At 37.7% G+C, this 14397-nt stretch carries 15 protein-coding genes; 1 reads left to right on the forward strand and 14 read right to left on the reverse strand.

What is annotated here, in order from left to right:
• Positions 1–155: 155 nt before the first annotated feature.
• The 7 genes from rpsB to B5D30_RS00680 form a co-directional block, all read right to left on the reverse strand.
• On the reverse strand, positions 156–935 hold the full coding sequence (gene rpsB / locus B5D30_RS00650; RefSeq protein ID WP_078806089.1) for a 30S ribosomal protein S2: 780 nt from the start codon (positions 933–935) through the stop codon (positions 156–158).
• A 266-nt stretch (positions 936–1201) separates the two neighbouring features.
• Positions 1202–2047, reverse strand: a complete 846-nt coding sequence (gene fba / locus B5D30_RS00655; RefSeq protein ID WP_078806090.1) for a class II fructose-1,6-bisphosphate aldolase — start codon at positions 2045–2047, stop codon at positions 1202–1204.
• 10 nt (positions 2048–2057) lie between these two features.
• Positions 2058–3101, reverse strand: coding sequence for a galactitol-1-phosphate 5-dehydrogenase (locus B5D30_RS00660; protein WP_078806131.1), 1044 nt, complete (start codon positions 3099–3101; stop codon positions 2058–2060).
• A 38-nt stretch (positions 3102–3139) separates the two neighbouring features.
• Positions 3140–4498, reverse strand: coding sequence for a PTS galactitol transporter subunit IIC (locus B5D30_RS00665; RefSeq protein ID WP_078806091.1), 1359 nt, complete (start codon positions 4496–4498; stop codon positions 3140–3142).
• A 19-nt stretch (positions 4499–4517) separates the two neighbouring features.
• The gene (gene gatB, locus B5D30_RS00670; RefSeq protein WP_078806092.1) at positions 4518–4796 is read right to left on the reverse strand and encodes a PTS galactitol transporter subunit IIB; all 279 of its coding nucleotides are present in this window, start codon (positions 4794–4796) and stop codon (positions 4518–4520) included.
• Positions 4793–5284: a PTS sugar transporter subunit IIA gene (locus B5D30_RS00675; RefSeq protein ID WP_078806093.1), complete on the reverse strand. Its 492-nt coding sequence runs from the start codon at positions 5282–5284 to the stop codon at positions 4793–4795. Before B5D30_RS00675 ends, gatB begins: the two co-directional genes overlap by 4 nt.
• Positions 5274–6065 carry a DeoR/GlpR family DNA-binding transcription regulator gene (locus B5D30_RS00680; protein WP_078806094.1) on the reverse strand — a complete coding sequence of 264 codons (792 nt, stop codon included), beginning with the start codon at positions 6063–6065 and terminating at the stop codon, positions 5274–5276. The genes B5D30_RS00675 and B5D30_RS00680 overlap by 11 nt, the downstream gene beginning before the upstream one ends.
• 318 nt (positions 6066–6383) lie before the next feature.
• Here B5D30_RS00680 and B5D30_RS00685 point away from each other — a divergent pair, with 318 nt between their 5' ends.
• A complete protein-coding gene (locus B5D30_RS00685; RefSeq protein WP_078806095.1) occupies positions 6384–7322 on the forward strand; it encodes a 1-phosphofructokinase family hexose kinase in 939 nt (312 codons plus the stop codon).
• A 65-nt stretch (positions 7323–7387) separates the two neighbouring features.
• Here B5D30_RS00685 and B5D30_RS00690 read toward each other — a convergent pair whose 3' ends face one another.
• From B5D30_RS00690 to B5D30_RS00715, 7 genes are all read right to left on the reverse strand, one after another.
• Positions 7388–8419, reverse strand: a complete 1032-nt coding sequence (locus B5D30_RS00690; protein ID WP_078806096.1) for an L-threonylcarbamoyladenylate synthase — start codon at positions 8417–8419, stop codon at positions 7388–7390.
• Entirely contained in the window at positions 8391–9311 is a 921-nt protein-coding gene (gene prmC / locus B5D30_RS00695; protein WP_407675483.1) for a peptide chain release factor N(5)-glutamine methyltransferase, read from the reverse strand. Before prmC ends, B5D30_RS00690 begins: the two co-directional genes overlap by 29 nt.
• A complete protein-coding gene (gene prfA / locus B5D30_RS00700; protein ID WP_078806098.1) occupies positions 9304–10383 on the reverse strand; it encodes a peptide chain release factor 1 in 1080 nt (359 codons plus the stop codon). Before prfA ends, prmC begins: the two co-directional genes overlap by 8 nt.
• A 93-nt stretch (positions 10384–10476) precedes the next feature.
• Positions 10477–10614: a hypothetical protein gene (locus tag B5D30_RS13350; RefSeq protein WP_159443149.1), complete on the reverse strand. Its 138-nt coding sequence runs from the start codon at positions 10612–10614 to the stop codon at positions 10477–10479.
• A complete protein-coding gene (locus tag B5D30_RS00705) occupies positions 10589–11227 on the reverse strand; it encodes a thymidine kinase (RefSeq protein ID WP_078806099.1) in 639 nt (212 codons plus the stop codon). Before B5D30_RS00705 ends, B5D30_RS13350 begins: the two co-directional genes overlap by 26 nt.
• Positions 11228–11751: 524 nt before the next feature.
• Positions 11752–13917 carry a ferrous iron transport protein B gene (gene feoB, locus B5D30_RS00710; RefSeq protein ID WP_078806100.1) on the reverse strand — a complete coding sequence of 722 codons (2166 nt, stop codon included), beginning with the start codon at positions 13915–13917 and terminating at the stop codon, positions 11752–11754.
• Positions 13907–14395 (reverse strand): FeoA family protein, encoded by a 489-nt coding sequence (locus B5D30_RS00715; RefSeq protein WP_078806132.1) that lies wholly within the window; start codon positions 14393–14395, stop codon positions 13907–13909. The genes feoB and B5D30_RS00715 overlap by 11 nt, the downstream gene beginning before the upstream one ends.
• Between the last annotated feature and the right edge of the window lie 2 nt (positions 14396–14397).

Here is a 14397-nt window from a genome sequence, read left to right on the forward strand (position 1 = left end):
AAAGAATGGAGTGTTTTTATGACAACAACCTTATTACGTCAACAACTCTTAAAAAGGTAGCTTTTATAAATAAAAAAGGGGCAGACTAGGAGTGTTTGCCCCTTTTCTGCCCCTTTTGGTGTTTTTTCTTTTTTAAAGTAGCTAGAAACGTTGATTTAATCGTTATCTCCCTCGACTACTTCAACGATTTCTTCGATAGAATCAGCAGTTTGTCCGTCTTCTGCAACGAAAACTTCTTCTACTACTTGATCTTCACCTTGATTTCCTTCGATAAAGGCATCTGCCATTTTTCCAGTAATCAATTTTACTGCACGAATTGCATCGTCATTTGATGGAATTACTACATCAATTTCATCTGGATCGCTGTTTGTATCAACCATAGCAACGATTGGGATATTCAATTTACGTGCTTCTTGAACTGCAATGCGTTCTTTCTTAGGATCAACGATATACATTACATCTGGAATGCGTGGCATATCAGCAATACCACCCAAGAATTTTTCTAAGCGATCACGTTGTTTGTTTAACAAAGCAACTTCTTTTTTAGGAAGAACGTCAAATACGCCGTCTTCTTCCATTTTGTTGATTTCTTTCAAACGAGCAATACGTTTTTGGATAGTATCCCAGTTTGTCAAGGTACCACCTAACCAACGATGGTTTACAAAGTATTGTCCTGCACGAATTGCTTCATCTTTGATTGCATCTTGTGCTTGTTTTTTCGTACCAACGAAAAGTGCCACTCCACCTTCTTCAGCAATTTGTTTCATATATTCGTATGCATTGTCCGCTAATTTAACGGTTTTTTGCAAGTCGATAATATGAATACCATTACGTTCTGTGAAGATGTATTTCTTCATTTTAGGGTTCCAGCGACGTGTTTGGTGTCCGAAATGCACACCAGCTTCAAGTAACTGTTTCATTGAAATAACTGCCATTGTTTTGTTTCCACCTTTTTGTTTTTTTCCTCATCCTTACCTCAAACTCACAAAAGGACTTTTCCTAAGCAACTCTTTTGCAATAAATAAGAACTGTGGTATTTGTTTTACAACTTTTATATTATACTAGTTCTTTAGAGGATTTGCAAGGGATTTGTTTTAGGTGAGGCATTTTAGAGAGAAGAGTATTTACACCCACACACGTGAACGGTCGTGTGTGGGATTATCTTTTTTCAAAATAGGAAGTTCAAACAACAAACCAAATGTTATGCCTTTCCATCACTTCCACAAACTTTGATTTTTTCAGAAACTAAATCATAGACTTCTTTCATGCCGAGTGTTCCGTATTTTTTAGGGTCAATGACCATTTCATCTTTTATAGTTTCACGTACTCCTTTTGTATAGGCAATTCTGAGGTCTGTTGCATAATTTACTTTACAAATTCCTCCTGCAATAGCTTTTCTTACTTGCTCGTCTGGCACACCGCTTGTGCCGTGTAAAACAAGTGGAATATCAACTACTTGTCGGATTTCAGCCAAACGGTCAAAGTCAAGTTTTGGCTCCCCTTTGTAAATTCCATGACTCGTGCCGATTGCAATTGCCAAATAATCCACTTGTGTTCGTTCGACAAATTCTTTTGCCTCACTCGGCACGGTGTAAGGATTGCCACTTCCGCCGTCCAAATCGTCCTCTTTTCCACCCACTTTTCCAAGTTCTGCCTCTACTGGCACATTGTTCGGGCGACAAGCGTCCGCAACACGACGGCTAACTTCAGCATTTTGCTCAAATGGCTCGTGACTGCCGTCAATCATGATAGAAGTGTACCCAGTGCGAAGTGCCTGCATCGCAAGTTCAAAACTTGAACCGTGATCTAAGTGCATCGCCACGGGAATTTCCACTTGTTCCGCAAGAGCTTTGACGTTTGCCAAATACACACTCAAATCAGCGTATTTCAACGTCCCCGGTGTCGTTTGCAGAATAATTGGCGAGTGCAAATCATTTGCCGCCTGAATCGCAGCCATCGCCATTTCCATATTTTCAATATTGAATGCCCCTACGGCATAACCGCCTTTTTGAGCGTTTAAAATCATTTTTTTACTGGTTACTAGCATGGTTTTCTCCTTAATCCTCTGCTTTAATTTCATACATCAATTTTATTTGAGTGGAATTTTTTTCAATCATTTTTTCAAAAGGAATAGATTTATCCTCTAGCTTGTAAATTCCTGTGATGAAAGGTAAAACGTCTATTTCTTTTGTTGCCATATAGCGTAAACCTGCCTCCCACTCATATCCGGGAAAAGGTGCTGAATAACTCATCCACGAACCTGTGACAAAAAGTTCTCCACGTAAGATTTTTTCAAAAGATTCTGGTGGTAATACCACATCTCGTGTGGAAGTTCCAACATAAATGACATTCCCTTGTTTTTCTACGATTTCTATCGCTTGTCGCTGTGTTATGGAACTTCCTGCTGTTTCAATAACAATTCTCGGTTTTTTGTGTGCTTTAAAATATTTTTCTACATCAATATTTTCTGGATTTAAAATAACATCTGCTCCTATTTTTTTAGCTAATGATAGTTTGTTTTCATTTAAATCAATAACTGTTATATTGCCAACCCCTCTAGCACGTAAAACAGCGAGCGTCAATAATCCTATTGTACCTGCTCCTAATACTACAACTTCATCTCCTGATAAAATAGTCGCTCTGTCAATTCCATGAATCGCTACGGTCAACGGTTCGAGCATTGCAGCTTCTTTTAAGCTCAAATTTTCTGGCACTTTCACAGCATTTTTCGCTGGTACTACAACATATTCTGCCATTGCTCCTTGCTCACGACTTCCAATAAAACTATACCTCTCTGCCATCGCCGGTTCCCCTTTTAAAAAACCTACCGTTGTTTCATCTGGCACTAATGGAGCAACTGCCACACGATCGCCCACTTTAAAATCAATTACATCGTCAGCTATTTCAACCACTTTTCCAGAGAACTCATGCCCTAAAATCTGTGGAAAACTATGAACTCCTCCCTCAAAATATCGTGGTAAATCTGAACCACAAATCCCTACATATGCCACTTCAATCATAATGTTTCCCTTGGTAATTTTTGGAGTGGGAAGATTTTGTAGTTCAAATTCTCTGATTCCAGTTACAGCTAATGCTTTCATATCTACCTCAACTTTCTTAATCTTAAAAAGATTCATTCTTATTCGATTTCATCTATATAAATCATCTCTTTTTTATACTTCACAAACGTGTAAAAGAATGCTCCAAGATAAAGTAATAAAATAACGAAAAATCCAATTCCCATTTCAAACGTAAACCCTTTCGCTAAGAGATAAGTAATCGGACTTCCTGCTTGATCAAGAGAAGAAACTTTCTCACCACCTTTTGCAAGCACTCCTACTTTTTCTCCTAATGTCGTTTGTAAATGAATCATTTGATTACTAATCCAAATTGTAATAAACATAATCACAGAACCAGAAATTAAGGTTCGGAAAATATTTCCTTTGTGAATCCCTGTAGCAATTGCTATAAAAAATCCAATCGTTGCCAAATCACCAAAAGGCAATACTTGATTCCCCGGAACGATGATAGCAATCAAAATCGTAAGAGGAACAAACAACAAAGAGCTTGCAATTACTTGCGAATCGCCAAGTAAAAGTGCAGGGTCTAAACCAATTTTTAAATTACTTCCTTTAAATTTTTTATCTAAAATAGATTTTGCTGCTTCTGAAATTGGAAGTAATCCTTGCATGATAAGTTTTACCACCATTGGCATTAGCACCATTACACCTGCCATTTGAATACCAAGCTGCATAGCTTTTCCTACTGGATATTTTGCCAATAAACCAATAACTATCCCCATTACTGCTCCTACAATTGTTGGTTGCCCTAATACACCTAAACGTTTTTCAATCGTTTCTTCTGTCAATTCGATTTTATTCAATACAGGAATTTTGCTAATAAAATCATCTATTGGTACAGCAAATACACCCATGTACGCACTTGTACCGTGCGGAATAGAAATACCATCTAATCCAAAATAGCCATCTGTCACTTGCCCGAACATATCTCCTAATTTATACGCAATAACAGCGTGAATAGCAATCGCTATCATTCCTAAATAAATATTTCCCGTTGCTACTTGCACGATTGCTCCAGTAAATGCCATATGCCAAATATTCCAAATATCAATATTGATTACTTTGGTTAACTTGAGTGCTACCATCAGAAGATTAACCGCTACTGCAATCGGAATAGCAATTAATCCTAAATCACTTGCCCACGCAATTGGAGCTGTTCCAGGCCAACCTAAATCAACGACTTTTAATCCTAGATTAAATTCCTTTGCCATCGCCTCAGCTGCTGGTCCTAAACTGTCACGTAAAAGACCAACTACCAATCCAATTCCAATAAAGCCAATTCCTATTGTAATACCAGACTGCAATGATTTTCCGACTCCTTGTTTCAAACAAAGTGCTAAAATGAAAATGATGATTGGGAGCATTACACTTGCACCCAAATCTACAATATACTGTACGCCATCTAACAATAAATCCATTTGAATCGCCTCCGTTTTTCTAGTCTTTGATTATGTCTAAAATTTTTTGCTCTAGTGCTTCTACCCCTATACCACTAATAAACGCTGTTCCTTGCAAAACTGGAACTCCAATATCTTTTTTAAATCGTCCAGTCGTTACAATCAAGTCCGCACCATCTTTTTGGCTTTCAAGCTCGCTAATGCGATATTGCACTACCTCCGCTTCAATTTTATTTTTCTTCGCTAAATCTCGAATTAAATTCGCTGCAACGGTTGAAGTTGCAACCGCCCCGCCACAAGCTACGATAATTTTTTTCATTTCGATTCCTCCATTTTTGCACTTACAGTCTCATCATAATGACCTATTTCTTTTTCTACAATGTTTGCCAATTCTATTTGATTGTCTGCCGCAAGCATTTCTTCGATAAATGCTGTGTTTTGGACTGCCAAAATCAGTTTTTGCAGGACTTCCAAATGCTTTTTCCCATCACGAACTGCCAATAGAAAAGCGACTCTCACCTCGACAGTATCCTCCTCATCTCCCCCCATTTCATGAAATAAAATAGGATGTTCAAAAGTGGCAACGATAATTGCATCTTTTTGAACAAAATTCCCATCTGTATGCGGAATCGCAACACCATGAGGAACAGGTAGTCCAGTCGGATAGTCATACTCTCTGATTTTTAAAGCTGATGCAAAACCTGTTTTGACAAATCCTTTTTTCTCCAGTAAATTACTAAAGTGTTCAAAAAACTCATTGCGATTTTGAACATTTACTTGATGAAAAATGAAATCCCTAGGTATCATTACTTCCCTCCTTAAAAATTGTTGGCGGATAATACAATGTAACATCATTCAATAAAATTTCTTTTTCCTCCACTCTTGCAGGTTGACGATCCGTTACAATCGCATCAATTTCCGTAAATTCAGCCATTCTACTAAATGCACATTTGCCAAATTTGCTATTATCTGCAAGTATAACGCTTGTTTCGGAATGTTCAATCATCGTTTTAGAATTGGCAGTTTCTCCTAAATGATGATTGGTAATTCCAATATTTGCAGAGATACCAGAGCAACTGAAAAAACCAATCGTTACAAAAATATCTTTCAGATTGTTGTTTGCCAAATCTCCATACAATGAACCTTCATTGCGACGAAGTTGTCCACCGGGAACAATTAAATCAATCTCATCATTTTGAATGAGTAAACTGATAATTGGAATAGAGTTGGTTACTACTGTGATATTTTTTAATTGACGAATTTCCTCTGCTAAAGCATAAATCGTTGTGCCATAATCCAAATAAACACTATCTCCCTCCTCAATCATTTGGATCGCCTGTTTGGCAATGATTCTTTTTTCTTCGGAAAATTCCTCTCGACGTTTTTCATAGGCGGTTTCTTTTGTTTTATTTGCTAAAACAGCTCCACCATGCGTTTTTCTTACATGACCTTCTTCTTCTAGTTCATAAATATCTTTTCTCAGCGTCTCTCTCGTTACATCAAGCTGTTCAGAGAGTTTATTGATTTTTAGCGAATGATTGTCATGTAAATAATTAAGAATAAATTCTTTTCTTTCGGTTGCATTCATTCTAAACACCTCCATATTTTTGTGTTGCAATTCTTTTAACAGAACGCAGGATTTCATGCAATTTCTAATAGACATCTCTAAAAACTGCTATTTTTCCATGCAACCCTTTGCAAAAACTATCTTACCACTCTCTCAAATAAAACGCAAGCATTTTTTTGCTTTTTTTTATTTTTATTTTGCATTATGTTTGTTTCATTTTGCTTTTTGAGTTTTATGCAAATTAAAACATTGTTTTACTCTCTATATTCATGTATAATTCGTCTTGAATAGAAGTACGTCTCTATTCAAAAAAAATTATACACGAAAAGGAGTTTTATTATGATTCATCTTATTTGCCCAAATCCAGCCATTGATCGCACTTTGCTTTTGCAAAATTTTGCAAAGTCAACACCAAATAGACCTTATGAGGTAAGAGAATTTGCTGGTGGGAAAAGTTTTAATGTTGCTTATGCCATGACTTTTGAAGAACCAACTATTGAATTAGTCGTTCACACTATTATTGGGGGAAAAAATGGTGAATATTTAAAAGAGTTAGCAGAAAAAAGCAAAATCCAATTGTCTGCTATTGAAATTGAGGAAAATACACGAGTTTGTAATATCTTAGTAGACAGTGAAAAGCACGAAGTTTATCCAATTTATGAAAATAGCTTTAAACTACAATCAAATTTATTAGATCATTTTACAAAAAGTCTTGAGGATTCTATTCAGGACGGAGATACAGTCGTATTTTCTGGTTCGCTCATGCAAGGAATGCCTCATGACTATATTCTGCAATTTCAAACAAAGTTTAAAAATCAAAAGGTAAAATTTTTTGTCGATACGAGTGGGGAAGCATTAAAACAAGCGTACGAGGGAAAACCATACGCTATCAAAATAAATGATGAAGAAATTTTAGATTTATTTCCTAAAGCCAAGTTTTCATCAATAGATGATTATGCCAAATTTTTGCAAAGTCAAGTTATTACTGAAATTCCTTATTTCATTGTTACACTTGGTGCTAAAGGAGTAATTGCAAAGCTGAAAGAGAAAATCTATTATCTATCTCTTGAAAAAATCGAGGCGAAAAACCCGATTGCCTCTGGAGACTTTTTCTTAGGCGGGTTCGTAAAATACCTCACTCTTTCTGGTGATCCTATTTTTTCACTAAAAAAAGCAATTAGTTACTCAACTGCAAACGTGCTAAACTGGTATCCAGAATTATCTATTGAACAAGTCAAAAGTTTTTTTGAAACTGTAAAAATAGAAACTTTATACTAAAGAATACCTCTAAAAACTCACGTTTACAAAAACGAACAATTTTGGTAAACGTGAGTTTTAAAGCCTTACCCTCTTCCACCACCAAACTCCTCCCCTCCTGCAGCTTTTTTCAAACGATTCATAAACGCAACGCCCAAGCCGATTTCCTCGAAACTCTCAGCGAAGATGACCTCGACATTTTGTTCGTCTAACGCACGCAATCCCTCGAATAAACGCTTTGTTGCGAGTTTTATATTATGCAAAGTGGTCAGTTCAAATGTTGCAGTGACTTGATTTTGAAAAAGTGCAAGAATTTCCTTATCAGCGAGAAGTCCAATGCTCATCCCTTGTGCCTTTGCCCAGTTTATCGCTGCAAGAAAACTTTCTGGAGTTGCCTCTGTGATATACACCTTGGCATTTGGTGAATAATGAGTATATTTCATGCCCGGAGCTTTCGGTTTCTCCTTTTCTGAAAGGAAATGTTCATCCATTTTCACATGAGGAATGAGCGAGTTGAGCATTTCTTCTGTAATCGCACCCGGACGAAGAATGGTCGCGACATCTGGAATAGAAAGGTCGACAACAGTTGATTCAACACCAATTTCACTTACACCACCGTCTAGCACGGCTGAAATTTTTCCGTTTAAATCGTGTAAAACGTGTGCTGCACTTGTCGGTGAAGGTTTCCCCGAAGTGTTCGCACTTGGACCAACAATTCCCTCGCCCACCTCTTTGATTAGAGCAAGTGTATCTTGATTATTCGGTACACGAAAAGCAGCTGTATTCAGTCCTCCAGTTACAACACTTGGCAAAATTCCCTCTTTTAGTGGCAAAATAATGGTAAGTGGTCCTGCCCAAAAATGTTCCGCTAAAATTTCTGCGTTTTTTGGAATGTTTTTTGCATAGCGAGCAACCATTTCTAAATCGGTCACGTGTATAATCAACGGATTGTCACTTGGGCGTCCTTTTGCGAGATAGACATTTTTAACTGCGGTTTCATTGGTTGCAATCGCACCTAAACCGTAGACTGTTTCTGTTGGAAAAGCGACTAATTCACCGTTTTTTAACAGCTCGGCAGCTTTTTTGATTTCAGTCTTTGCTAGTTTCTTCGTTTCCATTTTCTTCTTCTTTCTTAAAATCCTCTATTTTATGCACGTGAATCATTCGGTCTTTTCCTGCCATATCTTGCAATATTTCTACCTTTCTTGTAGGAAACGCACGTTCAAAAATTTCTTTTACTACTTCTCCTTGGCGAAAGCCGATTTCTAGCAAAATTTGACCTGTTTGTTTGAGAACAAACGGAGCTTGCTCGGCAATTCTTTTGTAAATCGCAAGCCCCTCGTCCTCTGCAAATAGAGCATTTTCAGGCTCATATTGCTTCACACTTTCGTCCATATCGGCAAGTTCTGATTTTGCAATATAAGGAGGATTGCTGATAATAAAATCGAATTGCTCAAAATCATCTAGCTCTCGTGTTTGCTCCATAAAAGGCGTGAGTACATCACCCAAATCAAAGAAAATCTTCGCTCCAAGTGTTTTAGCATTTTCTTTTGCTACGTTTAATGCACCAATTGAGATGTCCGTTGCCCACATTTTCCACTGCGGTCGCAAAAGTGCAAGGGAAATCGCAATCGCACCACTTCCTGTACCGATATCTACCACATTCATCGGCAAATTGTCGTCACCTAGCTCAATCGCACGCAAAACAAGCTCTTCTGTTTCCACTCGTGGTATCAGCGTGTCACTCGTCACTTGAAATTCAAAATCTAAAAAATCTGCCTTTCCTAAAATATATTGTGGCGGAATATGCTTTAAAAGTTTGGTTTCATCACGTTTTAACTGCATTAAATCATCACTTGCAATAAATTCATTCATATGCACAACCCAATCCGTCAAATTCCACTTTTTTCGTTTTAGAAAAACATATTGTGCGTTCTCTTTTTCAATTCCCGCAAGTTCTAACCGTTGCTCACTCTCACGAATCGCTTGTAAAATCGTTAGTTTAGATATTGTCATTGTTCAATTCTTCTAGCTTTTTCGTTTGATCATAAATAATCAAAGAGTCGATTACTTCATCCAATTTTCCTGCTAAAATCTGATCTAGCTTTTGGATTGTAAGCCCAATTCTATGATCGGTCACACGATTTTGCGGGAAATTATACGTGCGAATACGTTCTGATCGGTCACCTGTTCCGACAGCAGATTTTCTGCTTGCATCATATTCATCCTGTGCTTGCGTCGCATAATGGTCATAAACACGTGCTTTTAACACTTTCATCGCCTTGTCACGATTTTTCAGCTGACTACGTTCATCTTGCATCGCCACGACAATTCCTGTTGGTAAGTGCGTCAAACGTACTGCTGATGCGGTTTTATTGACGTGCTGACCACCTGCACCGCTTGCATGGTAAATATCGACACGTAAATCTTTTTCTTCAATATCAATTTCCACATCTTCTGCCTCTGGCATTACGACAACCGTTGCTGTACTCGTATGAATACGTCCTTGCGACTCTGTGCTTGGCACACGCTGAACACGATGTGCTCCACTTTCATATTTGAGTTTTGAGTAGACATTGTCGCCTGTAATCATGGCAATCGCTTCTTTATAACCACCAATTCCTGTCACAGTCGCCTCTAAAACTTCAAATTTCCAGCCTTGTCCTTCGGAATACTTTTGATACATATTGAACAAATCGCCTGCAAAAAGTGCTGCTTCATCACCACCTGCTGCCCCACGAACTTCTAAAATAATATTTTTGTCATCATTTGGGTCTTTTGGCAATAAAAGAATCGTCATTTTCTCTTCTAATTCTGTCTTTTCAGCCTTGGCATTGTTCAATTCTTCCTTGGCAAATTCTGTCATCTCTGGGTCAAGATTTTCAGCGAGCAATTCTTCAGAATCACGAATGGTTTCAAGCACTTGTTTGTACTTACGATAAGTATCCACCGTTTCACGAATATTTGCCTCCTCTTTTGAAAGAGCCATAAAACGCTTGGTATCGCTAATCACCTCTGGGTCGCTTAGTAATTCTCCTAATTCTTCATATCTGTCTTCTACTGCTTGTAATTGGTCGTACATTTACATTCTCCTTACTCTGATTTTTTTTACATTCCTTTTAAAACTCACGCTTATCCAAAATTGATAGTTTTCCGATTTTCTTTGTCAGTTTCCTCAAACTTGTCTAACTGCGACAACCTCCTTAACGCCCCTCTTCGCTTTTCTTTGTCTGGCTACGAAGTGCTGAAGTCTGGCGGCTGTTCGCAACGTCGCTTGAAACTTCGTTTCAAGTGAATGAACGACATGGCTCACTGCCACAGACTTCAGAACGCACTTCTTCGCTTTTCTTATCACCACTCAACTCAGGGTGGTTATAGTGCTTGCGACAAACAGGATAATATGCCTCATTACCTCCAATTTGCACTTGCTCTCCCTCATAAACAGGTTTACCATTGACATAACGCAAGTTCATACTTGCTTTTTTCGGGCAGAACCAACAAATTGTTTTTAATTCTTCAATTTTATCTGCTAACAAAAGCAAATGTTTCGTTCCCTCAAACATTTCATTACGAAAATCATTTTTCAAACCAAATGCAATAACTGGAATATCCAATTCATCTACAATTCTAGCAAAATCATACACATGATGTTTCCGTAAAAATTGTGCCTCATCAACCAGTACACAATAAATTTTTTGAGATTGATTTTTCAGTATCTCAAAAACATCTGTCTCCTCAAAAATCGGAATCGCCTCACGTTTCATACCAATTCTGCTTGAAACCATGCCTACTTTATCCCGATTATCTAAACCGCTTGTGAAAATCAAAACAGGTTTATCTTGTTCTTCGTAATTATGTGCAACTTTCAAAATCTCAATCGTCTTACCACTATTCATTGCACCGTATCTAAAAAATAATTGTGCCATAATTCTCCTCGAAATTATAAAGTATCGTCTGCTATTATACAGGTTTTTGGTGGAATTTTAAAGAAAGAATATAGTTATATGTACCTAAATATTTGTTAGAAATGTTTTTCTTGATAATATTGAGATTTAAGAGGGATAAAAATCAAAGAAAGTTTACGAATTTGCTAGAATTTTCGTTGATTTTTTTGTCATTTACTTTATAGACTAATCCAAGTTATTCTTAATTCCATGCCTTTTTACTTAACTACTTTTCCAATTTTCTTTAAAATTTTCAATAAAGTGGTCTTTTATTTTCTCTACAAATTAAAAAAAAGCTCGCATTAAGAGCTTTTTCTCATCTATCTTGTTTTGCTTTTTTACTGATTGAAATTAAAATTTATTTACGTTCCTCCCTCACTCCCCTTAGCCCCACAATCACACTGGCAATCTGAACACCCAGAAAATAAGCCACGACGGATTTTTTTTACTACTATAAAAGTTGCTGTGCCGAAAATAAGGATAGATAATAAAATTGTTGACATTTTTTACACACGCTCCATTTCTTCAAAATCTTTTGAGCTGATACTTGGAAGTTCTGCTTTTTTTGCTGGTTTTCTTACGAGTAAAAAGAGAATGACTGCTGCAAGCAAAAATGCCAGAACCGTCAAAATATTGATTGCTCGCTTTTCAATCACTACTAGACCAACTTGATAAGCAAGAAAACTTACCACATAGGCTAAACCACATTGGTAGGCAATTGCCATTACTGTCCATTTGAAATTGTGCATTTCTTTGTGGATTGCTCCGATTGCAGCAAAACACGGGGCACAAAGTAGGTTAAATAACAAGAATGAATAGGCAGAAAGTGCGGTAAAACTTTGCGTTAAATTCCCCCAAATTTCTTTTCCGTCTTCGCTTGCTAACTCTCCTGCGTGGAACAAAATACCAAATGTCCCAACAACTGTTTCTTTTGCTACAAGCCCTGTCAAAGTTGCGACCGTTCCTTTCCAATTTCCCCAGCCGATTGGTGCGAAAATCGGTGCAAGCACTCGCCCTAAACTTGCCAAAATAGAGTCTTCTGTTTCTACCATGTGTAATTGCCATGAGAAACTTGATGTGAACCAAATAACAATGTTCATCACAAAAATAATCGTTGCTGCTCGTTTGACAAATTCTTTTCCATGCTCAAATGCGTACCGCACAACGTTTTTCATCATTGGCAAATGATAACTTGGCAATTCCATGATGAAAGGCGTAGCATCACTTGAGAATAATTTTGTTTTTTTCAAAGCAATTCCACTTAAAATAATCGCTGCAATTCCTACCATGTAGGCACTTGGGGCAACCCAGTTATCTTTCGGGAAAAATGCTCCTGCAATTAAGGCGATAATCGGTAATTTTGCCGAACAAGGCATGAAAGTCGTAACCATCACTGTAATTCTGCGATCTTTTTCATTTTCAATCGTCCGACTTGCCATCACGCCCGGTACGCCACAACCTGTTGCAATAAGCATTGGGATAAAACTTTTTCCAGAAAGACCAAATCTGCGGAAAATTCTATCCATCACAAAGGCAATTCTACTCATGTAACCACAGTCTTCTAAAATTCCCAGACAGAAAAATAAAACAATAATTTGTGGTAAAAATCCAAGCACTGCTCCACAACCCGCGATAATTCCGTCAATAATTAAAGATTTCAGCCACTCAGCAACCTGCCAATTTTCCAGTGTTTTCTCGGCAATATTTGGCACCCAATCGCCAAAAATCTGCTCATTTAGAAAATCCGTACCAAACCCTCCAATCCACTGAATAGAGATAGAATACACAAGCCACATCAATCCTGCAAAAATCGGTAGAGCAAGAAAACGATTGGTAACAATTCGGTCGATTTTGTCAGAAAATGTAAAAGAAATAGAATCTCGCTCACCTAAACACAAGGCACTTAATTGCGTAACAAAGTTGTAACGTTCATTGACAACAATCGCCTCTGCATCATCATCAAAGACTTTTTCTGTAATCTGAATGATTTCCTCAATTTCCTTTTTCTGCATTTCAGACAAATCAAGCGTTGCCTCAGCTTTTTCATCACGCTCAAAAAGTTTAATTGCAAACCAACGTGCCTGACGTGTAGGAACGGTATTGCCCAAAACATCTAAAATTTCAGCTAGAGCGACTTCTAGTCGATTGTCATAAGTGGGGAATTGAACTTCTCCATGCTCTTGAGCAATATAGAGAGCTTTTTTCACCGCTTTGTTCAACCCTTTCTTTTTCAAAGCACTCATCGGTACAACTGGCACACCTAAACCATAACTCAATTTTTGAATATTTAACGGACGATTTTGTTTTTCCAAAATATCCATCATATTTAACCCTATCACAACAGGGATACCTGTTTCCATAAGCTGTGTCGTCAAATACAAGTTTCGCTCCAAATTTGTTGCATCCACAATGTCAATAATCGCATTGGCAGAATTGGACAATAAATAATCCCGTGCCACAATTTCCTCGGGCGTGTACGGCGACATGGAATAAATTCCCGGTAAGTCTTGCAATTCAATTTGTGTATTTTTCCGATATTGCCCGCTTTTTCGCTCAACGGTTACTCCGGGCCAATTTCCTACGTGTTGCATACTCCCTGTCAAATGGTTGAACGTACTCGTTTTTCCACTATTTGGATTTCCGGCAAGAGCAATTTCTATTTTATTTTTCATGTTCCTTCTCCTCGTTCAGTGGTGTTACTAAAACTAGCTCTGCCTCGCTTTTTCTAAGCGTTAGCTCATATCCACGTAAATTAATTTCGATAGGGTCGCCTAATGGAGCGGTTTTACGGATATAAATTTCCGTTCCTCGTGTAATCCCCATGTCCATTAAACGTCGCTTAATTGCCCCCGTTCCATGAATAGCAATCACTCGCCCCATTTCGCCTACTTTCAAATCATTCAGCACTTGCCAATTTTCCGTATCTTCTTCTATTTCACTTATGGAAATCAATCGCAAGATACTACGATCAAGTGCCACTCTCGAATGTGAAAAAGAAACAATGCCACTGTCTCGATTTAAGACAATGAGTGCCACTTTCGCTTTTTTCTTCATACCTAAATCGGTCAAATGACGTTTTAAATCACCCTCTGCGTGCAATTCCTCCACAATATAGGTCTGATTGACCTTCGCACTTTCTAATGTCAGCATGC

The sequence above is a fragment of the Pilibacter termitis genome (assembly GCF_900167335.1).
In the GTDB taxonomy this organism is placed as follows: Bacteria; Bacillota; Bacilli; order Lactobacillales; family Streptococcaceae; genus Pilibacter; species Pilibacter termitis.

What these genes read in the sequence shown, in the direction of transcription:
- rpsB (WP_078806089.1), bottom strand. Translation starts at nt 935, where the DNA reads ATGGCAGTTATTTCAATGAAACAGTTACTTGAAGCTGGTGTGCATTTC.
- fba (WP_078806090.1), bottom strand. Translation starts at nt 2,047, where the DNA reads ATGCTAGTAACCAGTAAAAAAATGATTTTAAACGCTCAAAAAGGCGGT.
- B5D30_RS00660 (WP_078806131.1), bottom strand. Translation starts at nt 3,101, where the DNA reads ATGAAAGCATTAGCTGTAACTGGAATCAGAGAATTTGAACTACAAAAT.
- B5D30_RS00665 (WP_078806091.1), bottom strand. Translation starts at nt 4,498, where the DNA reads ATGGATTTATTGTTAGATGGCGTACAGTATATTGTAGATTTGGGTGCA.
- gatB (WP_078806092.1), bottom strand. Translation starts at nt 4,796, where the DNA reads ATGAAAAAAATTATCGTAGCTTGTGGCGGGGCGGTTGCAACTTCAACC.
- B5D30_RS00675 (WP_078806093.1), bottom strand. Translation starts at nt 5,284, where the DNA reads ATGATACCTAGGGATTTCATTTTTCATCAAGTAAATGTTCAAAATCGC.
- B5D30_RS00680 (WP_078806094.1), bottom strand. Translation starts at nt 6,065, where the DNA reads ATGAATGCAACCGAAAGAAAAGAATTTATTCTTAATTATTTACATGAC.
- B5D30_RS00685 (WP_078806095.1), top strand. Translation starts at nt 6,384, where the DNA reads ATGATTCATCTTATTTGCCCAAATCCAGCCATTGATCGCACTTTGCTT.
- B5D30_RS00690 (WP_078806096.1), bottom strand. Translation starts at nt 8,419, where the DNA reads ATGGAAACGAAGAAACTAGCAAAGACTGAAATCAAAAAAGCTGCCGAG.
- prfA (WP_078806098.1), bottom strand. Translation starts at nt 10,383, where the DNA reads ATGTACGACCAATTACAAGCAGTAGAAGACAGATATGAAGAATTAGGA.
- B5D30_RS00705 (WP_078806099.1), bottom strand. Translation starts at nt 11,227, where the DNA reads ATGGCACAATTATTTTTTAGATACGGTGCAATGAATAGTGGTAAGACG.
- feoB (WP_078806100.1), bottom strand. Translation starts at nt 13,917, where the DNA reads ATGAAAAATAAAATAGAAATTGCTCTTGCCGGAAATCCAAATAGTGGA.
- B5D30_RS00715 (WP_078806132.1), bottom strand. Translation starts at nt 14,395, where the DNA reads ATGCTGACATTAGAAAGTGCGAAGGTCAATCAGACCTATATTGTGGAG.